Source organism: Kitasatospora sp. NPDC058162 (assembly GCF_042884005.1).
GTDB lineage: Bacteria > Actinomycetota > Actinomycetes > Streptomycetales > Streptomycetaceae > Kitasatospora.
In genome coordinates, this window is sequence record NZ_JBHVUS010000010.1 from 224,911 (window position 1) to 247,085 (window position 22,175).

General features: G+C 72.4%; 22 protein-coding genes. 5 read left to right on the top strand and 17 right to left on the bottom strand.

Going from position 1 to position 22,175, the window contains the following annotated elements:
• Nucleotides 1–20: 20 nt before the first annotated feature.
• The 12 genes from ACFVXG_RS21800 to infC form a co-directional block, all read right to left on the bottom strand.
• Nucleotides 21–1,115 (bottom strand): sugar ABC transporter substrate-binding protein, encoded by a 1,095-nt coding sequence (locus ACFVXG_RS21800; RefSeq protein ID WP_387929796.1) that lies wholly within the window; start codon nt 1,113–1,115, stop codon nt 21–23.
• Nucleotides 1,116–1,399: 284 nt separating this feature from the next.
• On the bottom strand, nt 1,400–2,242 hold the full coding sequence (locus ACFVXG_RS21805) for a chitosanase (protein ID WP_387929798.1): 843 nt from the start codon (nt 2,240–2,242) through the stop codon (nt 1,400–1,402).
• A gap of 119 nt (nt 2,243–2,361) precedes the next feature.
• Entirely contained in the window at nt 2,362–3,327 is a 966-nt protein-coding gene (locus tag ACFVXG_RS21810; protein WP_387929800.1) for a hypothetical protein, read from the bottom strand.
• On the bottom strand, nt 3,324–4,247 hold the full coding sequence (locus ACFVXG_RS21815; protein ID WP_387929802.1) for an ATP-binding cassette domain-containing protein: 924 nt from the start codon (nt 4,245–4,247) through the stop codon (nt 3,324–3,326). Before ACFVXG_RS21815 ends, ACFVXG_RS21810 begins: the two co-directional genes overlap by 4 nt.
• Nucleotides 4,247–4,684: a GntR family transcriptional regulator gene (locus ACFVXG_RS21820; RefSeq protein ID WP_387929804.1), complete on the bottom strand. Its 438-nt coding sequence runs from the start codon at nt 4,682–4,684 to the stop codon at nt 4,247–4,249. Before ACFVXG_RS21820 ends, ACFVXG_RS21815 begins: the two co-directional genes overlap by 1 nt.
• A 108-nt stretch (nt 4,685–4,792) precedes the next feature.
• The gene (gene pheT / locus ACFVXG_RS21825) at nt 4,793–7,294 is read right to left on the bottom strand and encodes a phenylalanine--tRNA ligase subunit beta (protein ID WP_387929806.1); all 2,502 of its coding nucleotides are present in this window, start codon (nt 7,292–7,294) and stop codon (nt 4,793–4,795) included.
• Nucleotides 7,294–8,415 (bottom strand): phenylalanine--tRNA ligase subunit alpha, encoded by a 1,122-nt coding sequence (pheS, locus tag ACFVXG_RS21830; protein ID WP_350507140.1) that lies wholly within the window; start codon nt 8,413–8,415, stop codon nt 7,294–7,296. The genes pheT and pheS overlap by 1 nt, the downstream gene beginning before the upstream one ends.
• 223 nt (nt 8,416–8,638) lie before the next feature.
• Nucleotides 8,639–9,742: an ATP-binding protein gene (locus ACFVXG_RS21835; protein WP_387929808.1), complete on the bottom strand. Its 1,104-nt coding sequence runs from the start codon at nt 9,740–9,742 to the stop codon at nt 8,639–8,641.
• Between the two features lie 116 nt (nt 9,743–9,858).
• A complete protein-coding gene (locus ACFVXG_RS21840) occupies nt 9,859–10,725 on the bottom strand; it encodes a TrmH family RNA methyltransferase (protein WP_387929810.1) in 867 nt (288 codons plus the stop codon).
• Nucleotides 10,726–10,859: 134 nt separating this feature from the next.
• Nucleotides 10,860–11,255: a 50S ribosomal protein L20 gene (gene rplT / locus ACFVXG_RS21845; RefSeq protein ID WP_030055649.1), complete on the bottom strand. Its 396-nt coding sequence runs from the start codon at nt 11,253–11,255 to the stop codon at nt 10,860–10,862.
• A 109-nt stretch (nt 11,256–11,364) separates the two neighbouring features.
• Nucleotides 11,365–11,559 carry a 50S ribosomal protein L35 gene (rpmI, locus tag ACFVXG_RS21850; protein WP_030055648.1) on the bottom strand — a complete coding sequence of 65 codons (195 nt, stop codon included), beginning with the start codon at nt 11,557–11,559 and terminating at the stop codon, nt 11,365–11,367.
• A 137-nt stretch (nt 11,560–11,696) separates the two neighbouring features.
• A complete protein-coding gene (infC, locus tag ACFVXG_RS21855; RefSeq protein WP_387929852.1) occupies nt 11,697–12,473 on the bottom strand; it encodes a translation initiation factor IF-3 in 777 nt (258 codons plus the stop codon).
• A 514-nt stretch (nt 12,474–12,987) separates the two neighbouring features.
• On the opposite strand from infC, the gene ACFVXG_RS21860 reads away from it, so the two are divergent.
• Nucleotides 12,988–13,365, top strand: coding sequence for a DUF1844 domain-containing protein (locus ACFVXG_RS21860; RefSeq protein WP_350507137.1), 378 nt, complete (start codon nt 12,988–12,990; stop codon nt 13,363–13,365).
• Between the two features lie 59 nt (nt 13,366–13,424).
• Here the strand turns inward: ACFVXG_RS21860 and ACFVXG_RS21865 are convergent, their stop codons facing one another.
• Nucleotides 13,425–14,198, bottom strand: a complete 774-nt coding sequence (locus ACFVXG_RS21865) for an SseB family protein (RefSeq protein ID WP_387929812.1) — start codon at nt 14,196–14,198, stop codon at nt 13,425–13,427.
• A gap of 254 nt (nt 14,199–14,452) precedes the next feature.
• Here ACFVXG_RS21865 and ACFVXG_RS21870 point away from each other — a divergent pair, with 254 nt between their 5' ends.
• The 3 genes from ACFVXG_RS21870 (at nt 14,453) to ACFVXG_RS21880 (ending at nt 17,295) form a co-directional block, all read left to right on the top strand.
• Entirely contained in the window at nt 14,453–15,664 is a 1,212-nt protein-coding gene (locus ACFVXG_RS21870) for an amino acid deaminase/aldolase (protein WP_387929814.1), read from the top strand.
• Nucleotides 15,665–15,723: 59 nt separating this feature from the next.
• A complete protein-coding gene (locus ACFVXG_RS21875) occupies nt 15,724–16,128 on the top strand; it encodes a hypothetical protein (RefSeq protein ID WP_387929816.1) in 405 nt (134 codons plus the stop codon).
• 243 nt (nt 16,129–16,371) lie between these two features.
• Nucleotides 16,372–17,295: a lytic polysaccharide monooxygenase gene (locus ACFVXG_RS21880; protein ID WP_387929818.1), complete on the top strand. Its 924-nt coding sequence runs from the start codon at nt 16,372–16,374 to the stop codon at nt 17,293–17,295.
• Between the two features lie 151 nt (nt 17,296–17,446).
• Here ACFVXG_RS21880 and ACFVXG_RS21885 read toward each other — a convergent pair whose 3' ends face one another.
• The 4 genes from ACFVXG_RS21885 to ACFVXG_RS21900 form a co-directional block, all read right to left on the bottom strand.
• Nucleotides 17,447–18,619, bottom strand: a complete 1,173-nt coding sequence (locus ACFVXG_RS21885; protein ID WP_387929819.1) for a DUF2510 domain-containing protein — start codon at nt 18,617–18,619, stop codon at nt 17,447–17,449.
• Between the two features lie 143 nt (nt 18,620–18,762).
• On the bottom strand, nt 18,763–19,551 hold the full coding sequence (locus ACFVXG_RS21890; protein ID WP_387929821.1) for a 3-oxoacyl-ACP reductase: 789 nt from the start codon (nt 19,549–19,551) through the stop codon (nt 18,763–18,765).
• Nucleotides 19,552–19,558: 7 nt separating this feature from the next.
• Nucleotides 19,559–19,687, bottom strand: coding sequence for a hypothetical protein (locus ACFVXG_RS21895; RefSeq protein WP_387929823.1), 129 nt, complete (start codon nt 19,685–19,687; stop codon nt 19,559–19,561).
• A 3-nt stretch (nt 19,688–19,690) separates the two neighbouring features.
• Nucleotides 19,691–21,091 carry a glutamine synthetase family protein gene (locus ACFVXG_RS21900; RefSeq protein WP_387929825.1) on the bottom strand — a complete coding sequence of 467 codons (1,401 nt, stop codon included), beginning with the start codon at nt 21,089–21,091 and terminating at the stop codon, nt 19,691–19,693.
• A gap of 155 nt (nt 21,092–21,246) precedes the next feature.
• On the opposite strand from ACFVXG_RS21900, the gene ACFVXG_RS21905 reads away from it, so the two are divergent.
• Nucleotides 21,247–21,975: a gamma-glutamyl-gamma-aminobutyrate hydrolase family protein gene (locus ACFVXG_RS21905; RefSeq protein ID WP_387929827.1), complete on the top strand. Its 729-nt coding sequence runs from the start codon at nt 21,247–21,249 to the stop codon at nt 21,973–21,975.
• Nucleotides 21,976–22,175: the final 200 nt, after the last annotated feature.

Here is a 22,175-nt window from a genome sequence, read left to right on the forward strand (position 1 = left end):
CGACCGCCTGACGTGCCGCGTTACTTGACCCCGGCCTCGGCGCAGGCGTCGGCGTACTGCGGGGTGCAGATGTCGGACGCCTTGTAGAGCCCGCCGCCGACGACGGTGGCCTCCACCTTCGACTTGGTCACCACGATCGGGGTGAGCAGCAGCGAGGGGATCTTCAGCCCGCCACTGTCGGTGAGCGTGGAGGCGGTCGTGCTGATGTCCATGCCCTCGGCCAGCTGGACGGCGATGCTGCCCGCCGCGTCCGTCTCGGGCTTGTACGGCTTGTAGATGGTGTACGCCTGCTCGCCGCTGAGCACCCGGCGGACCGCGTCGATGGAGGCGTCCTGGCCGCCGACCGGCACGTTCTTGATGCCCGCGGCCTTCAGGGCCTCGATGACGGCGGCGGCCATGCCGTCGTTGGCGGCGTAGACGGCCTGGATGCCGTTCTTGCCGAGGCTCTGGATGGCCTCGTTGGTCTTCTGGGTGGCCACGTCCGGCTTCCACTCGCCGGACTGCTCGTAGGCGATCTTGACCCGGCCGTCCAGCGCGAGGTGCGCGCCCGTCTTGAACTGCGCCGCGTTGGGGTCGGATTCGGCACCGTCGATCATCACGACGTTGGCCGAGGAGGCCTTCGAGCCGAGCGCGTCGAGCAGGGACTGGCCCTGGAGCTGGCCGGTCTGCTGGTTGTCGAAGGAGACGTACGCGGCGACCTTGCCCTGGGCCAGCCGGTCGTAGGCGACGACCTTCACGCCCTTGGCGTTGGCGGCGTCCACCCACGGGGCGGTGAGCTTGGCGTCGACCGGGTCGAGCAGGATGACCTTCACGCCCTTGGCGAGCAGGTCGTCGAACTGCTTCTTCTGCACGGTGGCGTCGCCGCCCGCGTTGGCGTAGCTCACCGTGCACTTGGTGCACAGGCCGGTCACCGTCTGCTGGATCAGGGGCTTGTCGAACGCGTCGTACCGGGTGGAGGACGCGCTCTCCGGCAGCAGCAGACCGATGCCCTCGCCACCTCCGCCGCTGCCTGCCGCCGGCGTCTGGCCCGCCACCGTCTGGCCGCAGGCCGTGAGGGCGAGTGCGAGCGACACGGCGGCCGTGCCGGTGGCCGCGAGACGCATGGGTTTGCTCATGATCGGTGGTGCCTCCTGTACTGCGCCGCAACCCTGCGGCAGGGGACGGAGTCAAGCGCCACCAGGCGAATGCGTCAATGCGGGAGGGATCGTTCGTTATGCCCCTGCTCGATTCGTTACGGGATGAACAGGAATTTCACAGTCCCTTGGGTTTTTCGCGGGGGGGGGGGGTGAGAACCCGGGCGATCGAGAACCCGGGTGATCGGATACCGGGGGGGTGATCGAATGCCGCCGTGGCGGGAGACCCGGGGGAACGGGCTCCCGCCACCGCGCCGACCCGGGCGTCAGCCGTTGATGGCGTAGCTGTCGCCGTAGACCTTCCACTTGAGCGGCGGGTTGAGGTCGAAGTTCTTGGCATTGAGGAACACCGACTGCTCGGTGTCGACCCGGCTGGTGTCGGAGTGCGCGGCCTCCTTCTTCATGACCACCTTGCGGGCGTCCAGGAAGGCCTTGAGGTAGGTGGCCTCGTCGCCGCCCTGGGCGGGCGTCTTCGCCTTCTTCAGGGCGGCCGCGCGGATGCCGCCGAAGCTGTCGGAGCTGTTGCCGGGGCCGTGCATCACGATGGCGTCGTAGTAGGCGAACTGGCCGAGCGCGCGCAGGCCGTCGGCCTTGGCCTGGTTGACGGCGGGGTTGAAGTACACCCGGTCGCGCTCGTCGTTCTGGGCCTGCTGGAAGGCCGGGTCCTTGGCGGCCGCGGCCCAGTCCTTGACGAAGGGGGTGCCGAGGCCGGAGTGGGAGGCGCTGCCGTTGACCTTCTTGAGCGCGGGCAGGTACTTGGCGAGGACGTTGCCGGGCTTGAGGTCGGTGTAGTGCTGGACCAGGTCCAGCATGTCGCCGGTGCCGGAGCAGAAGCCGATGATGCCGGCGGTGTAGCCGCGGCCGTCGCCGATGTCCTCGATGTACTTGTACTGGGCCTTCCAGTCCAGCGAGGAGTTCTCCGCGCTGGACACCAGCTGCATCGCGATGTCCTTCTTGTGTGGGTCGTCGAGGCCGACTCCGTTGAGGTGCGCGGCGGTTGCCGGGGCCGGCGCGGCCTGGGCGGCCGTGGTGGCCGCGACCGTGAGGGGCGCGGCCACCAGGGCGGCGGCGAGGGCTATGCGGAGGGCACGACGGGGCTGAGGGCGCATGGGGATGCTCCGGTTCCTCGTTGGGTTAGGTAACCTTCCTAACGAGAAGCAAACGCCCGGGACCGTCGGTCCCGCAAGGGTTTTGACGAAAACACTTCAAACAGCGGGGAGCGGTCCGGTCAGGCCGCCCGGCGCCGCACCCACCAGACCGCCGCCGCGCACAGCGCCACCGCGAGCAGGGTCGTCCAGCCGAACTCGATCCACTGGAACGGCCAGAACCGGTCCGCCGGTTGGTACACCTCGTGCATGGTGTACCCGCCGTCGTGCACCAGGGACTGGAGGTGGGTGTAGTCGCCGCCGAGGTTGTAGAAGTCGGACTCGGAGAGCCGGTTCCCGGCCGGGTCCGAGTACCAGGCGCTCAGCACCCAGCGGTCGTCCACCGCCAGGGACGTCATGGCGCGCACCGGCTCGTCCAGCGGAGTCATGTAGTGCGAGCGCACGGCCTGGGCCAGGAGGAGCAGGGCGACCGAGGCCGCCAGACCGAGGCCCACCGCCAGGACGGTGCGGCGCAGCACCGCGCCGGCCAGCGCCGCGACCCCGAAGGCCACCAGCACCCGGCCGATCAGCGCCGGTGGCGCCGCCACGAAGAGGTCCGGGTGGAACTGTCCGCCCAGGCGCGTCAGCGGTGCGTTCCACCAGCTCAGCACCAGCCCGAACAGCGCGGCCAGCACGGCCAGCACCGCGCCGACCAGCACCAGGCCACCCGCCGTCCAGCGGGTCCGCCCGGCGCCCTGGGTCCAGGCGAAGCGCACTGTGCCGTGCTCGAACTCCCGTGCCAGCAGCGGGCCGCCGAGGAACGCCCCGAACACGCCGCCGAGGATGTAGACCACACTGCCGAGCATCGGCATGCTGTCGGCGTACTGGTGCAGGAACCGCTTGAACGTGGCCGCGCAGGCGGCGGTGCTCGGATCGCAGGAGCCCGCGCCGGTACGGTCCAGGCCGTCGTGCATGTACCAGCCGTGCAGCAGCAGGGCGAGGGAGACCGCGCCCATCACCGCGAGCAGGGTCAGCAGCGCCGGCCGGTGGCGCAGCCCGGCGGCCCGCAGCACGGCCGAGCGGGGCGGGGCGAGGGTGGTCGAGCTCACGACAGTACCTTCTGGTTCGTACGGACGGCCCCGCGCGGGCCGGGCAGGGCGGAGGCGGTCGGCTCACGCAGGTAGGCGAGCACCAACTCCTCCAGGCCGACGCGCTGTTGGCGCCAGCCGCCGGAAACCGGCGCGTCCGGGCCGCCGGTGCGCACCAGCAGGTGGGACTGGACGCCGGCCCGGCGGTCGCGGACCACCGGCAGCCGTTCGGCGACCGCGTCCGCCTCGGCGGTGGGGCCGGTGAGCATCCGGTGGCCGCCGACCAGGTCGTCCACCTCCCCGGACACCTGGACCCGGCCGCCGGCCAGCACCACCAGGTAGTCGCAGCTCTGCTCCAGCTCGTTGACGGCGTGCGAGGAGAACAGTACCGAGAGGCCGTCCTCGGCCACCGCGGTCAGCAGCACGGCCATGAAGTCGTGCCGGGCGAGCGGGTCGAGCGCGGCCAACGGCTCGTCCAGGAGCAGCAGTTCGGGCCGCTTGGCGAGGGCCAGGGCGAGCGAGACCTGGGCCTGCTGGCCGCCGGAGAGCCGGCCGTACTTGCGGTCCAGCGGGATGCCGAGGCCGTCCAGGTGGGTGCGCGCCCGGGCGTCGTCCCAGCGCCGGTTGAGGTGACGGCCCATCGCGAGCAGGTCGCGCACGGGCAGGCCCGGGTAGAGCGCGGCGTTCTGGGCGACGAAGCCGATCCGGTCCAAAGCCCGCGGGGAGCCGGGGAGTTGGTCGCCGAGGACGGTCATCGCGCCCTCGCTGGGCAGGGTCAGGCCGGCCGCCAGGCTGAGCAGGGTGGTCTTGCCGGCGCCGTTCGGGCCGACCAGGGCGACCACGTGCCCGGCCGGGACGGCGAGGTGGCAGTCCCGCAGCGCCCAGGAGCGGCGGTAGCGCTTGCCGATCCCGCCGCAGTCGATCACGGTGTCCGCGGCCATCACGCCACCACCCCGTCGCGGCCTTCGCGCAGGTCGCGCAGCGCGTCCTCGAACACCGCCACCATTCCCCCTTCGTCCAGCCCGGCGGTCCGCGCCGAGCGCATCCAGTCCAGCAACCCCCGCCGCAGCGCGGCCCGTTCGCGCAGCGGCACGACTCCGGCGGGCAGCCCGCGCACGAAGGTGCCCTGGCCGCGCCGGCCGGCCGCCAGACCGCGGTGCTCCAGCTCCCGGTAGGCCTTGAGCACGGTGTTGGGGTTGATCGCCAGCCCGGCCACTACCTCGCGCACCCGGGGCAACTGGTCCCCCTCCGCCAACCAGCCCATCCGCAACGCCTGTTCGACCTGCTGCACGAGCTGCAGGTAGGTCGGGACGCCGGAGGCCGGGTCCAGGCGGAACTCGATCGGAGAGGGCTGGTCAGCGCCTTTATCTAGTTCCATAGGTAAAGAGATAAACGACCGGATGACGGGCCGTCAACCCAAGGAAAGGCAAAGGGCCCCGCCCGGACCGAAGCGGTCCGGACGGGGCCCTACAGGCCCTGACGGGGATCAGGCGCCGCGCAGCACCGCGCCGGTGCGGCTGACGGCCTCGGCCACGGCCGCCTCGCGGGCGGCGGTGGCCTCGTCGGCGGTCAGGGTGCGGTCGGCCGCGCGGAAGCGCAGCGCGTAGGCCAGCGACTTCTTGCCCTCGCCGACCTGCTCGCCGGTGAACACGTCGAACAGCCGGATGGCCTCCAGCAGTTCACCCGCACCCGAACGCAGCGCGGCCTCGACCTCGGCGGCCGGGACGGCGGTGTCGACGATCAGCGCGACGTCCTGGGTGGCCACCGGGAAGCCGGAGACCGCCGGGCCGTCGACCCTCGTCGGGCCGTCGGCCGTCAGCAGGTCGATGTCCAGCTCCATCGCCGCCGTACGGGCGGGCAGCCCGAGCGCCTTGAGCACGCGCGGGTGCAGCTCACCCGCGTGGCCGACCACCCGGTCGGTGCCGGCCACGACCAGCTCGGCGCAGCGGCCCGGGTGCCAGGGCGCCAGCTGGCCCTGGCGGACGGTCAGCTCGACGCCGGCCGCACGGGCCACCGTACGGGCCGCCTCGACCGCGTCCGCCCAGGAGGCCTGGTCGCCCTTGCCCCACCAGCCGGACGGCAGCCGCTCGCCCGCGAGGGCGACGGCGACCCGGCGCGGCTGGTCCGGCAGCGCGGCGTCCAGCTCGGCCAGCTCGGCGTCGCTCGGCCGACGGTCGACGGCCGGGCGCGGGGCCACGGAGAGCTCGTCCTTCGGCAGGAACACGGTGCCGGTCTCGAAGACCGCCAGGTCGGTGTTGCCCCGGCCGATGTTGCGGCGCAGCGTGCCGAGCAGGCCCGGCAGCATCGTGGTGCGCAGCGACGGTTCCTCGTCGTTGAGCGGGTTGACCAGCTTGACCGTACGGCGGCGGCGGTCATCCGCCTCCAGGCCGAGCGCCTCGAAGGCGGCCTCGCCGACGAACGGGTAGTTGTTGACCTCGACGTAGCCGGCCGCGGCCAGCGCCACGCCGATCCGGCGGTGCACCCGCTGGGCCTCGGTCAGGCCCTTGCCCGGCGGGACGTTCGGCATCCGGGCGGGGACGTTGTCGTAGCCCTCCAGCCGGATGACCTCCTCGGCGAGGTCGTACGGGTCGGTGAGGTCGGGCCGCCAGGTCGGCGGGGTGACCTCCAGGACGTCGGCGCCCGCGACCGAGCAGCCGATCTCCTGCAGCCGACGGGTGACGGTCTCGCGGCCGTACACCGTCCCGGCGACCCGGTCCGGCAGGTCGGCGGCGATGGTGATGGTGCGCACCGGGTGCGGGGCCGCGATGTCGGTGACCCCGGCCTCGGCGGTGCCGCCGGCGATCAGCACCAGCAGGTCGACGGCGCGCTGCGCGGCGGCACGGGAGGCCTCCGGGTCGACGCCGCGCTCGAAGCGCTTGGACGCCTCGGAGGGCAGCTTGTGCCGCTTGGCGGTGCGGGCGATCGCGACCGGGTCGAAGTGCGCGGCCTCGATGATCACCTCGGTGGTGCCCGGACCGGCGGCCGGGTCGAGGATCTCGGTGGAGGCGCCGCCCATGACCCCGGCCAGGCCGATCGGGCCGCTGGTGTCGCAGATCAGCAGGTCCTCGGCGGCGAGCTTGCGCTCGACCCCGTCGAGGGTGGTGAGGGTCTCGCCCTCGGCCGCCCGGCGGACCGTGATCGGGCCGGCCACGCGCTGCTTGTCGTAGGCGTGCAGCGGCTGGCCCACCTCCAGCATCACGTAGTTGGTGATGTCGACGGTCAGCGAGATCGGGCGGATGCCCGCCTTCTGGAGGCGGCGCTGCAGCCAGATCGGCGACTTGGCGGCCGGGTCGACGCCGACGACCGTGCGGGCCACGAAGCGGTCGCAGCCGGCCGGGTCGTTGACCTTGACCAGGTAGCCGAAGGAGTTGGCCGGCGGCACGTCGAGCAGCGCCGGGTCGGCCAGCGGCAGCCCGTACGCGGCGGCGGCCTCACGGGCCACGCCGCGCATCGACAGGCAGTAGCCGCGGTCCGGGGTGACGGCGATGTCGAGCACCTCGTCGACCAGCTGGAGCAGCTCGATGGCGTCCGTGCCGGGCTCGAACTCCGGCGGGAGCACGATGATGCCGTTGTGGTCGTCGCCCATGCCCAGCTCGCGGGCGGAGCAGATCATGCCGGCCGAGGTGTGGCCGTAGGTCTGGCGGGCCGCGATCGGGAACGGGCCCGGCAGGACGGCGCCCGGGAGCACCACGACGACCTTGTCGCCGACGGCGAAGTTGGTCGCGCCGCAGACGATCTCCTGCGGCTCGCCGGTGCCGTTGGCGTCGCCGACGTTGACGAAGCAGTGCCGGATCGGCTTCTTGAAGCCGGACAGCTCCTCGATGGAGAGCACCTCGCCGACCACCAGCGGGCCCTTGAAGTCGGCGCCGAGCTGCTCGACGGTCTCGACCTCCAGGCCGGCCCGGACCAGGCGCTCGGCCACGTCACGGCCGGTCTCGCCGGCCGGCAGATCGACGTACTCGCGCAGCCAGGAAAGCGGGACGCGCATCAGATCTCCATCCCGAACGGGAGGGTGAAGCGCACGTCACCCTCGACCATGTCGCGCATGTCGGCGACGTTGTGACGATTCATCAGGATCCGCTCCAGGCCCAGGCCGAAGGCGAACCCGCTGTAGCGGTTCGGGTCCACGCCGCAGGCGACCAGCACCCGGGGGTTGACCACGCCGCAGCCGCCGAGCTCGATCCAGCCCTCGGAGGAGCAGGTGCGGCACGGGCGGTCCGGGTTGCCGACGCTCTCGCCGCGGCACACGAAGCACTGCAGGTCGATCTCGGCGCTCGGCTCGGTGAACGGGAAGTACGAGGGGCGCCAGCGCAGCTCCAGGCCGCCGCCGATCAGCTTCTCGACCAGCACCTCGATGGTGCCCTTGAGGTCGGCGAAGGTGATGCCCTCGTCGACGGCGAGACCCTCGACCTGGCGGAACACCGGGGTGTGGGTGGCGTCCAGCTCGTCCGTCCGGTAGACCCGGCCGGGGCAGACCACGTACACCGGGGGCTCGCGGTCGAGCAGGGTGCGGGCCTGGACCGGGGAGGTCTGGGTGCGCAGCACCACGCCGGAGTCGGCGGAGCCGTCCGGGGCCTGCACGAAGAAGGTGTCCTGCATCGAGCGGGCCGGGTGGTCCGGGCCCAGGTTGAGGGCGTCGAAGTTCAGCCACTCGGCCTCGACCTCGGGGCCCTCCGCGACCTGGTAGCCCATCGCGACGAAGGTGTCCTCGATGCGCTCCGCCAGCGTGGTCAGCGGGTGCCGGGCGCCGCGCGGGGTGCGGTCGTACGGCAGCGTGACGTCCACCGCCTCCTCGACCAGCACGCGGGCGTCCCGCTCCGCCTCCAGCTCGGCCTGCCGCTTGGCCAGCGCCTGGTTGACGGCGCCGCGGGCCTGGCCGATCAGCTTTCCGGCGGCGGCCTTGGCGTGCGGCGGAAGGGCGCCGATCTCGCGGTTGGCGAGCGAGAGCGCGGAACGGTCGCCGGTGTGGGCGACCTTGGCCTGCTTCAGCTCGTCCAGGGAGCCGGCGGCGGCGAAGGCGGCGATCGCTTCGTCCCGCGCCTGCTCCACCACCTCGGGCTTGAGGGCCTCGACCTCGACCGGGTCGTACGACTTGTTGGGTGCCGACATCTCTATCTTCCCGTGCTCCTGCTCGTCCGTGCTCAGGTGTGTGGGCTCGCCTTCGCGTCACGCCCGGCGGGGCCGGGGCGCGGGCAGCCGTCCTCCGTGGTCACTGGGAGTGGTGTCCGCGGCACAGCCGCACAGGGCGTTGCGCAACGCCAAAGGTCGAGTGTAGTCGCAGCGCGTAGCGCGGCTGCCGTCAAGCCCGTCCGGGTCCGACCTCAGGGGCTGCTCAGAGCATGAAGTCAGGGATGCCGGCGGGCAGGATAAATCGGAACCGGGCCCCGCCGCCGGGCGCGCGGTCGACCCGGATCGAGCCGCCGTGGGCCTCCACGATGCCCTTGACGATATAGAGCCCCAGGCCGGTGCCACCGCGCTTGGACCCCCGCCAGAAGCGGGTGAAGACGCGCGGCATCGACTCCTCGGGGATGCCGCTGCCTTCGTCGCTCACGGTGACCGCTGTGCCTTCCACGATGCGGGGCGGGGTGCCGGAGCGCTCCCAGACGGGCGCCTCGACGACCTCCTTGGCCGGTGCCACCTCGATGGTGACAGTTCCCTCGCCGTGCCGCACCGCGTTTTCCAGCAGGTTCGCCAGCACCTGGTCGACCTTGTCCGGGTCCGCCCAGAGCACGGTGAGCGGCTCGGTGATCCGGATGTCGAAGCGCTCCTCGGGGATCCCGGTGGCGACCTTGCGCTCGACGTGCCGGCGCACCGCGGCCGCCAGGTCGACCACCTGCTTGCGCAGCTCCAGCCGCCCGGCGTCGATCCGGGAGATGTCCAGCAGCTCGGCGATCAACCGGGTGACCCGGTCGGCGTCGGCGTCCACCGTCTCCAGCATCAGCCGCTTCTGCCCGTCGGTGAACCGCTCCCACTTGGCCAGCAGCGTCGCCGTGAAGCCCTTGACGCTGGTCAGCGGGGAGCGCAGCTCGTGCGCGACGGTGGCGATCAGCTCGGCGTGGCTGCGCTCGGTGCGGCGCCGGGCCTCCGTCCCGCGCAGCGCGATCACCAGGCGCTCCAGCGGCCCCAGCGGCACCGCCCGGACGTACCGGGCGGACACCAGCACCTCGCGGCCGCCGGGCAGCAGCAGGTTGCGCTCCGGCTGACGGGTGCGGATCGCCAGGCCGCCGTACGGATCGGTCAGCTGCCACCAGCGGCGGCCGTCCAGGTCCTCCAGCGGCAGGACGTCCTCCAGCGCGCTGCCCAACGCGGCGTCCGGGAGCACGCCGGTGAGCCGGGCCGCGGCCCGGTTGAAGCAGACCACCCGGCCCAGCGCGTCGGCGACCACCAGGCCGTCCGGAAGGTCGTCCGGGTCGAGCTCGGGTCCGCTGCCGACCATGGGTTGCCTCCCCGATTACCCACCGTGCCGTTCCCCCCACCGAGGCAGACCCTAGCGCCTCCCAGGCCCCCACAGTAGGGCTTGCAACGTGAGAACGCCGCGCGCCCGGGCGTGTGTCAGCCGTTCGAGCGGCAACCGCCGGGCGAGCGCTGCGCCCGGGCCGAGGCGTACAGGCAGACGGCCGCGGCCGTGGCCAGGTTGAGGCTCTCCGCGTGCCCGTGGATCGGGACGCGCACGACCTCGTCGGCGAGCGCGCGGGTCTCCTCCGGGAGCCCCCACGCCTCGTTGCCGAACACCCACGCGCCGGGCGCGCCCAGGGTGCCCTCGTCGAGCTCCTGGTCCAGGTCGCGCTCCCCCGCGCCGTCCGCGGCGAGCACCCGGACGCCGGCCGCGCGCAGCTGCCCGACGGCCTCCTCGACCGGCACGCCGACCGCCACCGGCAGGTGGAACAGGCTGCCGACGGAGGCCCGGACGGCCTTGGGGTTGTACAGGTCCACCGAGGCATCGGTGAGCACCACGGCGTCCGCGCCGGCCGCGTCGGCGGTGCGCAGCACGGTGCCGGCGTTGCCGGGGTCGCGCACGTGGGCGAGGATCGCCACCAGCTTCGGCCGGGCCGCCAGCACCTCGGCGAACGGGGTGTCGATGAAGCGGCAGAGCGCCACGATCCCCTGCGGGGTCACCGTGTCGCAGATGTCGGCGATCACCTCGTCGGTGGCGGTCAGCACCGGCAGCCCCTCGGCCAGGGCCGCCTCGACGATGTCAGCGTGCCGCTCCGCGGCCTCCAGGCCCACGTACACCTCGACCACGGCGTGCTCGGCCGTCCCCGGCAGCTTGCCGAACGCGATGGCCTCCCGGACGGCCTGCGGGCCCTCGGCCAGGAAGCGGCGCTCCTTGGTGCGCTGGTTCCGCTTGGCGAGCCGACGGGCGGCGACGACGCGCGGCGAGCGCAGGGAGGTGAGCAGGGGGGTCTCGGTGCTCGACATGGTCTCGTTCTCTGGAGGCGCCGACGGCTGACGGGGGCTGACGAAGCTGACGGAGGCTGGAGGTGGGGGGAACGCAGAACCGGACCCGCAGGCGAGCCTGCGGGTCCGGTCAGAGCTCAACCGATCTCGGAAGATCAGGCGGCGTCCGCGGCGGCCTTCGGGGCGTTCACGTCGGCCGGCAGCGCCTTCTGGGCGACCTCGACCAGGGAGGCGAACGCACCCGGGTCGTTGACGGCCAGGTCGGCCAGCATCTTGCGGTCGATCTCGACGCTGGCGGCCTTCAGGCCCTGCACGAAGCGGTTGTAGGTGATGCCGTTGGCACGGGCCGCAGCGTTGATGCGCTGGATCCACAGCTGACGGAAGTCGCCCTTGCGCTTCTTGCGGTCGTTGAAGTTGTAGACCAGCGAGTGGGTGACCTGCTCCTTGGCCTTGCGGTACAGGCGCGAACGCTGGCCACGGTAGCCGCTGGCGCGCTCCAGGATGACCCGGCGCTTCTTGTGGGCGTTGACTGCCCGCTTGACGCGTGCCACTTGATTACTCCTTGGGTTGGACCACGGACTACTTCACGTGGTCCGTCATTCGAATGGGTCGGGAAGGATCAGCTGCCCCGCACACGGCTCGCGCCGGGCGGGAGGGCGATCACTTGCCGAGAAGCTTCTTGATCTTCTTGGCGTCAGCGGGGGCCAGCTCGACGGTCCCGGCCAGCTTGCGGGTCAGCGTCGAGGGCTTGTGCTCCAGGAGGTGGCGGCGGCCGGCGCGCTCGCGCAGCACCTTGCCAGAGCCACTGATCTTGAAGCGCTTGCTGGCGCCACTGTGCGTCTTCTGCTTCGGCATTTCGCCGTATCTCCTCGTCAGTCCCGTCCACGCCCGCGCGACCTGCGCCGCGCGGGCGTGAACTGGATGGATCTGTGGTGACCGGGCGGGACGCCCCGTCACCCTGGGGGCCGAACCCGGACCGTGAGCCTTGCGGCTCAGGCGCCCTGGGAAGCGGCCGGCTGCTCGACCGGGGCCTCGGCCTCGGCGGCCGGCGCCTCGACCGGGGCGTCCTGCGCCTCGATCACGGCGTCGTCGTCCGCCAGGTCCTCGGCGACCAGGTCGTCGGCGACCAGGTCGTCAGCGGCCAGGTCCTCGGCCAGCTCGTCGTCGTCCGCGGCGGCGTCGGAGCCGGGGGTCCGGCCCAGTCGCTCGGCCTTGCGGGCGTCCGCGAGGGCGCGGGCCTCGGCCATCGCCTCGGTCTTCTTCTTGTGCGGGCCAAGAACCATGATCATGTTCCGGCCGTCCTGCTTCGGCGAGGACTCGACGAAGCCCAGGTCCTGGACGTCGTCGGCGAGCCGCTGCAGCAGACGGAAGCCCAGCTCGGGGCGGGACTGCTCACGACCACGGAACATGATCGTGATCTTGACCTTGTCGCCCTGCTTGAGGAACCGGACGACGTGACCCTTCTTGGTGTCATAGTCGTGCGGGTCGATCTTCGGCCGGAGCTTCATCTCCTTGATGACCGTGTGCGCCTGGTTCTTGCGCGCCTCACGGGCCTTCATGGCCGACTCGTACTTGAACTTGCCGTAGTCCATGAGCTTGCACACCGGCGGCCGGGCGGTCGCCGCGACCTCGACCAGGTCGAGGTCGTACTCCTGCGCAAGCTCCAGCGCCTTGGCAAGCGGCACGATGCCGACCTGCTCGCCGCTGGGACCGACGAGTCGCACCTCCGGAACGCGAATCCGGTCGTTGATGCGGGGCTCGGTGCTGATGGGGCCTCCTCGGTTGCACCTTCTGCGATGCGGCCGTCGGACGGCGGTCGCACGTAGTGGACTCGACCACTGGGCGGGGCTTCATTCGTGCTGCGCTGCCCGGCACCTCTCGGTACCGCGTGCACCGCCACACGAAAAAAGCCCCGCTCGGTACAAGCGGGGCTCCACACAACCGGGGGCCGCGTCCGGTGAGGGACGCTGCAGGCGACTCGGCGCCGTGGCGCCCGTCGCGGACCGGGACCCGTCGACCGTGAAGCCGATCAGGTGGGAGACTTTCGCGGTTGCCCTCTCGGGCCTCCTCGCAGTGGAGCCTCCACTTGCTGGCCAGGCGCCCATGCGGGATCCCGGCCGGTCAGTCTCGAAGCTTACAGCGTCGCGCTGTCGAACGCTATTCCGCCGCCGCTCCACCACTGTCCCGTCCCGGCGCACTGCCTCCAGCACTGCCTTCCCGGCGCCCTCCGGGCCCCTTGTACGCTCCACCTGTACCCACACCGCACGACGGAAGAGCCCCCCTGTGAGCAGCGACCCCACCCAGACCCCCGGCGCGGACGACGACGCGATCGGCTTCGACGACCTCACCCGCGACATCGCCGAGGTCCCGGCCGTCGAGGTGATCACCACCGTCGCGGTGCACCTGATGAGCGCGGCCGCGGTCAAGTGCGGCCTGGCCGAGGGCGGCGACAAGGACAAGGACCTGGACGAGGCCCGCAAGCTGATCACCGCGCTCGCCGGGCTGGTCACCGCCGGCGCCCCGGAGATCAGCAACTTCCACGCGGCGCCGCTGCGGGACGGGCTGCGCTCGCTGCAGCTGGCCTTCCGCGAGGCCTCGCTGGTGCCGGACGCGCCGGGCACGGGGCCGGGCGAGAAGTTCACCGGGCCGGTCTACAGCTGAGCAAGATCAACAAGAGGACCACCTACCAAATTTGGTAGGTGGTCCTCTTTGCGTTGCGTCTAGCTCCGATAGAGCGCTTCCCCCGGCAGCTGCGCGTCGGCCGGCAGCACCGCGAGGTCCAGCCCCCGGTCCAGCCGCACCCGCAGCACCGGGTCCCCGGCCACCGCCCGGCCGACCCGCTGCGCGGCCTCCTGCAGCCCCGCCTGGTCCAGCGCCGGGTCGAACACCACCGCGAGCACCCCGTCCGAGTCCTCCGACGGCGCCAGCAGCCCGCTGACCACCTGCGGCTCGGCCGCCAGCACCGCCCGGACCGCCTCCCGCACCTCCGGGTCCCGGACCGGCGGCAGGTACGGACGGTTCTCCGCCAGCGCCCGCAGCCGGGCGCCGGACAGCAGGAACGGCACCGGCCCGGCCGGGTCGATCAGCAGGGTGTCGGCGCGCTCGGAGAAGGCGACCATCGCGGCCTGCGGGGCCGCGGTCGGCGCCGGGCGGGCGTCGGCCCGCCAGCGGGTCAGCGTCTCGAGTGACGTGAAGGCCGGCAGCGCGCGGCGCCCGTCCGGGGCCTCCAGCACCGGGACCGCCATGTCGCTGGACTTGTCGTGCTTGTGCCCGTGCTCGTCCACCTCGACCTCGCCGAGGAGCGCCACGATCGGGACCATCAGCCGGGTCGGGGTCAGCGCCGCCAGCACCTCGGGCTCGGCCGTACGGTCCTGCGACCAGCGGGCCAGGGCCGCGGTCAGGGCCGCGTCCGCCGTGCCGTCGTCGTCGGAGAAGCCGGGATTCGGGATGCTCTTGCCGACGAACGCCGGGTTGGAGAAGTCTTTGCGGTCCACCCGGCCGACCCTATGCCACCGGGCACCGCCGCCCGCATTTCCGTGCACTCGACCTGCAGGGCCTGCGCCTCGGATCCTTGCCGGGGCCGCGACGCCGGGGCACGCACCTCGCCGCGTTGTCGTCGGTCGCCAATGCTCCGCAGTGGCTCCCTCCTCCGCCTTGCGATGCACGCACCCCAACGCCGCGGCCTGATCCGACAAAATCCGAGGCGCAGGCCCTACCCACCGGTAGCGCACTGTGGCACCCTGCGGCCATGCCGATCCTCGTTGCGCCCACCCCGGTCTCCGACCGGCACCGGTACGACCGGGCCACCGCCCACCTCGACGGACCGGTGGCCGTCGTGGACCTCGCCGCCTTCGACGCCAACGCCGCCGACCTGGTGCGCCGGGCGGGCGGCAAACCGATCCGGGTCGCCAGCAAGTCGCTGCGCTGCCGGGCCCTGCTGGAACGGGCGTTGGCCGTGGACGGCTTCCTCGGGGTGATGAGCTTCACCCTGGACGAGTCGCTCTGGCTGGCCCGTACCGGCGCGCGCGACATCCTGCTCGCCTACCCCTCCACCGACCGCGCCGGCTACGCCGAACTGACCGGCGACCGGGAGCTGGCCGAGCGGGTCACCGTCGTCCTGGACGACCCCGCCCAGCTGGACCTGATCGACAAGGCCCGCACCGGCGACGCCGAGGTGCGGGTCTGCCTGGAACTGGACACCGCGCTGCACCTGTTCGGCGGCCGGGTCCGGGTCGGCGCCCGGCGCTCACCGCTGCGCACCCCGGAGGAGCTCGGCACCTTCGCCGAACTCGTCCAGCGCCGCCCCGGATTCCGGGTGGTCGGCCTGATGGCGTACGAGGGGCACGTGGCCGGCGTGGGCGACCGGCTGCCCGGGCGGCCGGTGCGCTCCCAGCTGATCCGGCTGATGCAGGCCAGGTCCCGGACCGAACTGGCCGAGCGGCGGGCGGCGGTGGTCCGGCGGCTGCGGGAGGTGGCCGAGCTGGAGTTCGTCAACGGCGGCGGCACCGGCAGCGTGGAGTCCACCGTGGCCGAACGGGCCGTCACCGAGGTCGCCGCCGGCTCGGGGCTCTACCAGCCGCAGCTGTTCGACAACTACCGCGCCTTCCGGGGCCGTCCGGCCGCACTGTTCGGCCAGCCGGTGGTGCGGCGCCCCGGCGTCGGGGTGGTGACGGTGCTCGGCGGCGGCTACCCGGCCTCCGGGCCGGCCGGGCCGGACCGCCCGCCCGTGCCGTACCTGCCGCCGGGGCTGCAGTACGACCCGATGGAGGGCGCGGGCGAGGTGCAGACCCCGCTGATCGGCCCGGCCGCCGACGACCTGCTGATCGGCGACCGGGTGTGGTTCCGGCACGCCAAGGCGGGCGAACTGTGCGAGCGCTTCGCCGAACTGCACCTGATCGAGGGGGACCGGATCGTCCGGACCGTCCCCACCTACCGGGGCGAGGGGAAGACGTTCCTCTGACGATTCGTCCGGCTCTGCCCTACCGTGGTCGCAGACACGACGAACGACGAGGGAGCAGCATGGAAGCCGAGATCGTCCAGCAGATGGTGACGTCGGGCGCCTCTTCGCTGGCCGGGCTGATGGCCACGGCGGCCTGGCAGCAGGTCAGTTCGCGGGTCTCCCGGATGTTCGGGCGCGGCGAGGAGGACGAGGCGACCAGCGCCGAGCTGGAGGTGATCCGGTCCGAGGTGGTGGAGGCCGGTGACGACGAGGACGCGCTGGCCGACCAGACGGCCGTGCTGCGCACCCGGCTGCGCCGCCTCTTCCGCGAGCACCCGGAGGCGGTCGTCGAACTCCGGGAGATCCTCACCGAGTTCGTCCCCAAGCAGGAGCCCGGCTCGACGTACATCTACAACACGATCGAGAACGGGACCTACAACCAGAGTGTGATCCAGGCCGGCTTCTACAACGACGGGAAGCGCTGACCCTTTCCGGAGCCTTAAGCGGGCCCGATGGAACACCTAACCCCGGTGTCCCGTCGGGCCTTTGCGCTGTTCGGGAGCCTACAGTCCGTCAATAACCGCACCAGTCCAGGCTATTGCCATCTGGTCCAGACCAATCCTACGCTCTGGCCGGGGGCCAGCGATCCGGGCCGGCGGCCCCCGAACGGGCAGGCGTGTCCGCTCCCCCACACCCGCCCGGAACGACGGTCAAGGAGTCCCCACCCCATGTCCATCAAGCGAAGTGCCCTGTCCGTGGGCGTGGTCGGCGCCGCGGTCCTCGCGGTGGCGGCGACCACCGCCGGTACCGCCAGTGCCCACGGCACCATGACCGGCCCGGTCAGCCGGATCGCCGCCTGTTACGCCGAGGGCCCCGAGCACCCGGTGTCCCAGGTCTGCAAGGACCTCGTCGCCGCGAGCGGCACCCAGCCGCTGTACGACTGGAACGAGGTCAACATCGCCAACGCCAACGGCAACCACCAGGCGCTGATCCCGGACGGCAGGCTCTGCTCGGCCAACCGCGACAAGTACGCGGCCCTGGACTGGCCGCGCACCGACTGGCCGGCCACCCAGGTCAGCGCGGGCGCCTTCACCTTCCAGTTCCGCACCACCGCGCCGCACGTCGGCACCCAGACCGTCTACATCACCAAGCCGGGCTACGACCCCACCAAGCCGCTGAAGTGGTCGGACCTCGACCCGACCCCGGTGGCCCAGGTGCAGGTCGACCGCACCGCCACCAACGGGTACTACACCTACCCGGGCACCCTGCCGCAGCGCACCGGCCGCCAGCTGCTCTACATGATCTGGCAGCGCAGCGACAGCCCGGAGGCGTTCTACAGCTGCTCCGACGTCGACTTCGGCACGTCCGGCACCGCCGCCGGGACTCCGGCCGTCTCCTCGTTCGCCGCCCCGGCCGCGCCCAGCGACGCCCAGATCGCCGCCGACGCGTCCAAGTCCACGGTCGCCCACCACGGGCACGGCGGGGACCCGAACGCCCCGGCCGGCCAGCCGCTCCCGACCACCTCGGCGGCCGTGGGCGGCACCTCCGCCACCGGTCCGTTGCTGCTCGCCGGTGCCGCCGCGCTCGGCGTCGGCTGGGCGGGCATGGTGCTCCGGCGCCGTCGCATCGAGGCTGTTCGACGCGACTCCTGACGCCGGACGGCGCGGGGCCGGGCCGGCCCACCCCCGTCCGGTCCGGTTCCGTGACCCCCGTTCGCACCGAACGCCCTGACGGACCGAACGGCGAGGCCCACCCGGGAGGATTCCTCCCGGGTGGGCCGTCGCGGTGTGAGGAGCGGGGGGCTCAGGTGGTGGCCGTTCCGGAGCCGTCGGGGCTGCCGTCGGAGCCGCTGCCGGAGCCGGGGGCGGAACCGCTGCCGGACCCACTGCCGGAGCCGGAGCCCGGCAGGCCGGGCAGGCTCGGGATCTTGCCCTTGAAGTCGGCGATGCCCTTGACGATGGTGTCCATCACGCCGACGTCCGGCGCCTTGTCGGCGATGTCGAAGCCGAAGTGCACCGAGACCAGCGCCTTGCCGTCGCTGGACGGGAAGACCACGGTCTCGACGTAGCCGGGGTTCCCCTTGGCCACGTCCACCTTCCAGCGGACCAGGTAGCCGTCCTGGCCGTTGACCTTCACGGCCTCGGACTTGAGCTCCTGGTGCCCGGTGAGGTCGCCGTAGGCGTCCTTGGCGGCCTGCGCGATGTCCGCCTTGGCCGCCGCCTGGGCGTCCGTGCCGCCGCCGGAGATCCGGCCGGTGTTGACGCCGCCGAGGGTGCAGCTGTTGGTGCCGTCCGGGCACTTGTACGCGCCGACGGACAGCGAGGCGTAGCCGTCGTTGGTGGTGCCCGCCTGCCAGCCGGAGGGGGTGGGCAGGGTGAGACCGTTCACCAGGTCGATCGCCTTGTTGGCGCCCGGCCTGGCCTTCCCGTTGCCGCCGCCGGTGCCGTTCCCGCCACCGTTGCCGCTACCGCCATTGCCGTTCCCGCCACTGCCGCCGTTCCCGCCGCCGAAGCCGGGGAAGCCGAACGGCCCGTCGCCGTTCGGGGCCGGCTGGCTCCGGGCCGCGCTGCGCTGCTGCGAGCCGTTGTCGTGGCCGTCCATCGCCAGGTAGGTGATCCCCGAACCGGCGCCCAGGCCGAGCACGGCGGCGACGACGGTGGCCACGACCAGCTTGGACGGCTTGCGCCGGGCCTTGCGCGGCGGCTCGCCGGGGGCGCCGTAGGCGGTGCCGAAGGGCGGCGGCTCCGGGTAGCGAACCGTCGGCCCGCTGTCCAGGACCTCGCCCTCCAGCACCCTGGGCTGCTCGGCCGTCTCCGGCCCCGGGGCCGTCGCGGCCGGGGGCTCCGGCTGCGGGGCGTCCGAGGGTGCGGGCCGGGTGTCGGCCGTCCAGCCCTTGCCGTCCCACCAGCGCTGCGGTCTCGGGTCGCCGGTGTTCTTCGGGTCCGGGTACCACCCGGCGGGGATCTGCTCACTCACAGCAAAGAATCTAAAGGTAGCCGGATAAACGCGAAATCAGCGCAGCCGGGAATTCCGGTGGTTTTCGATGAGATTACGGTGAGAAGGCACCCCGGCTCCTCCGCCGACGCCTGCTGCAGGCCCACAGCGGACCTACTGCGGGCCTACTGCGGGGTGACGTACGCCCCGGAGATGCCGCCGTCCACCAGGAACTCGCTCGCGGTGATGAACGAGGAGTCGTCGCTGGCCAGGAAGGCCACCGCGGCGGCGATCTCCTCGGCCCGGGCGAACCGGCCGAGCGGGATGTGCACCAGCCGGCGGGCCGCCCGCTCCGGGTCCGCGGCGAACAGTTCGCGCAGCAGCGGGGTGTCCACCGGCCCGGGCGACAGCGCGTTCACCCGGATCCCCTCCCGGGCGAACTGCACGCCCAGCTCGCGGGACATCGCCAGCACCCCGCCCTTGGAGGCGGTGTACGAGATCTGCGAGGTGGCCGCGCCCATCCGGGCCACGAAGCTGGCGGTGTTGATGATCGAGCCGCGTCCGTGCCGGCGCATGTACGGCAGCGCGGCCTTGCAGCACAGGTAGACCGAGGTCAGGTTGACCTCCTGGACCTTTCGCCAGGCGTCCAGCCCGGTGGTCAGGATCGAGTCGTCCTCCGGCGGGGAGATGCCCGCGTTGTTGAAGGCGACGTCCACGCTGCCGCAGGTCTCGTACGCCTCGTCGAACAGCGCCTCGACCATGTACGGGTCGGTGACGTCGGTGTGCACGAAGAGCCCGCCGACCTCCTTGGCGGCCGCCCGTCCGGTCTGCTCGTCGAGGTCCGCGCAGACCACCTTGGCCCCCTCCGAGGCCAGCCGGCGGGCCGCGGCCAGGCCGATCCCGCTGCCCGCGCCGGTGACCACGGCGGTGCGGCCGACCAGGCGGCGGCAGACCATTTCGTCCTGTGCGGTCATCGGGCGCTCACTCCTCGGTGTGGATGAAGACGTTCTCGGTCTCGGTGACGTGGCGCAGCGCGTCCGGCCCCGGCTCGCGGCCGACCCCGGGGTCGCCGAAGCCGCCGAAGGGCGTCCGGCCCGTCCGCTCGGTCACGGCTCACATCCGTTCGAAGGAGCGGTAGCGCTCCCAGTCGGTGACGGCCCCGTCGTAGGCGGCCTGTTCGACCCGGGCCATGTTCAGGTAGTGCTCGACCACGTCGCCCCCGAAGGCCGTCCGGGCCAGTTCGCTCCCCGCCCACAACTCGGCGGCCTCGCGCAGCGATCCGGGCACCCGGGGGTACTCCTCCACCGCGTAGGCGTTGCCCAGGCAGGGCGTGGGCAGGTCGAGCTTGCGCTGGATCCCGTGCAGTCCGGCCGCGATCATCCCGGCCACCGCGAGGTACGGGTTGACGTCGCCGCCGGGCACCCGGTTCTCCATCCGCAGGCCCGGGCCGTGGCCGACCACCCGGTAGGCGCAGGTGCGGTTGTCCCGGCCCCAGGCGACGGCGGTCGGGGCGAAGGAGCCCGGGCGGTAGCGCTTGTAGGAGTTGATGTTCGGCGCGTACAGCAGGCTGAACTCGCGCAGCGCGACGAGCTGCCCGGCCAGGAAGTGCCGCATGGTGTCGGTCATCCGGCCGTCCCGGTCCGCGAAGGCGGGGGCGCCGACGGCGTCGCGCAGCGACAGGTGGATGTGGCAGCTGTTGCCCTCGCGCTCGTCGTACTTGGCCATGAAGGTGAGCGCGCAGCCCTGTTGGGCGGCGATCTCCTTGGCGCCGGTCTTGTAGACGCTGTGCTGGTCGCAGGTGGTGAGGGCGTCCGCGTAGCGGAACGCGATCTCGTGCTGGCCGAGGTTGCACTCGCCCTTGGCGGACTCGACGGTCAGCCCGGCGCCCGCCATCTCGTTGCGGATCCGGGAGAGCAGCGGCTCCACCCGGGCGGTGCCCAGCATCGAGTAGTCCACGTTGTAGAGGTTCGCCGGGGTCAGGCCGCGGTAACCGCCCAACCAGGCCTGCTCGTAGGTGTCGCGGAAGACCAGGAACTCCAGCTCGGTGCCGATGTCCGCGGCCAGCCCGTACTCGGCGAGGCGGGCGATCTGGCGGCGCAGCAGCTGGCGCGGGGCGGCGTCCACCGGGTGGCCGCCGTGCCGGGCCAGGTCGGCGGTGACCTGGGCGGTGCCGGGCTGCCAGGGCATCAGGCGCAGGGTGTTGAGGTCGGGGCGCATCGCGAAGTCGCCGTAGCCGGTGGCCCAGGAGGAGAAGGCGTAGCCGTCCACGGTGTTCAGGTCGACGTCCACGGCCAGCAGGTAGTCGCAGGCCTCGGCGCCGTTCTCCGCCACCTCGTCGAGGAAGAAGCGGGCGGCGAACCGTTTTCCCTGCAACCGGCCCTGCATGTCGGTGAAGGCGAGCGCGACGGTGTGCACCTCGCCCGCGTCCACCAGGATCCGCAGCTCGTCCAGCGTCAGTGGCGGCCGGGGCCGCGAACCCGCGGGGGCGTTCTCGGGCATGGCGTTCTCGGGCATGCCGAAACCCTCCTCCTCGATCACTCTTCGAGATCAAGCGGTCACAGCGAACCGTACGGCCTGCGGCTCACGGGGCGGAAGAGGGCGGACGGGTGTGGCGCGCCGAGGTGCGTGATTGACGAGGTACCGGACGGTACGGGAGGAGAATGCGCGCCATGGATCGCAGGCCTTTCATCGGTGTCAGCACCTACCTGGTGGACGCGAGTTGGAGCGACTGGCGCGGCCGTCGCGTCGCCCTGGTGCCGGAGCGGTACACCGCCTACGTGCAGGGCTCCGGCGGGATCGCCGTCCTGCTCCCGCCCGACGCCCCCGAGCGCGCCCCCGAGGTGCTCGCCCGGCTCGACGCCCTCGTCATCGCCGGCGGCCCGGACATCGACCCGGCCTACTACGGGGAACCCGCCCACCCGTTGACGGACGTCGACTCCCCGGAACGCGACGCCTGGGAAGTCGCCCTGCTGCGCGGCGCCCTGGCGGCGGGCATGCCGGTGCTGGGCATCTGCCGGGGCATGCAGGTGCTCAACGTGGTCTGCGGCGGGACGCTGGTGCAACACCTGCCGGACGTCCTCGACGTCGACGTGCACGCCGGCTCGCCGGGCCACTACGGCGCCCACCTCGTCCGGCCGGTGCCGGGCACCCTGCTCGGCGGGCTGCTCCCGGAGACCGAGCTGGAGGTGCCCACCTTCCACCACCAGGCCGTCGACCGCCTCGGCGCCGGCCTGCGCGTCAGCGCCCTCGCCCCGGACGGCACCGTGGAGGCCGTCGAGGGCCCCGGCTTCACCCTCGGCGTCCAGTGGCACCCCGAACAGGGCACCGACCTCCGCGTCATGCAAGCCCTCGTCCGCGCCGCCACCGCCGCCTCCCTGGACGCGGTAGCCCTCGCCTGAAAGTGCGATAACCACCCTTACCTCGAAGGGCAGTTGCGGACCTCGGCGACGTGTTACGTTCCGCACTCAAACAGAAAACAGTTGACCCCGGCGGTGCTTCCAACACCCCGGGGTCCGGCACCAGGAGCGAGACCTCCCGATGCGAGTACATCGTACCCACCACGCACGTCACTTCACCGTGTTGCCCAACACCGTGTTGC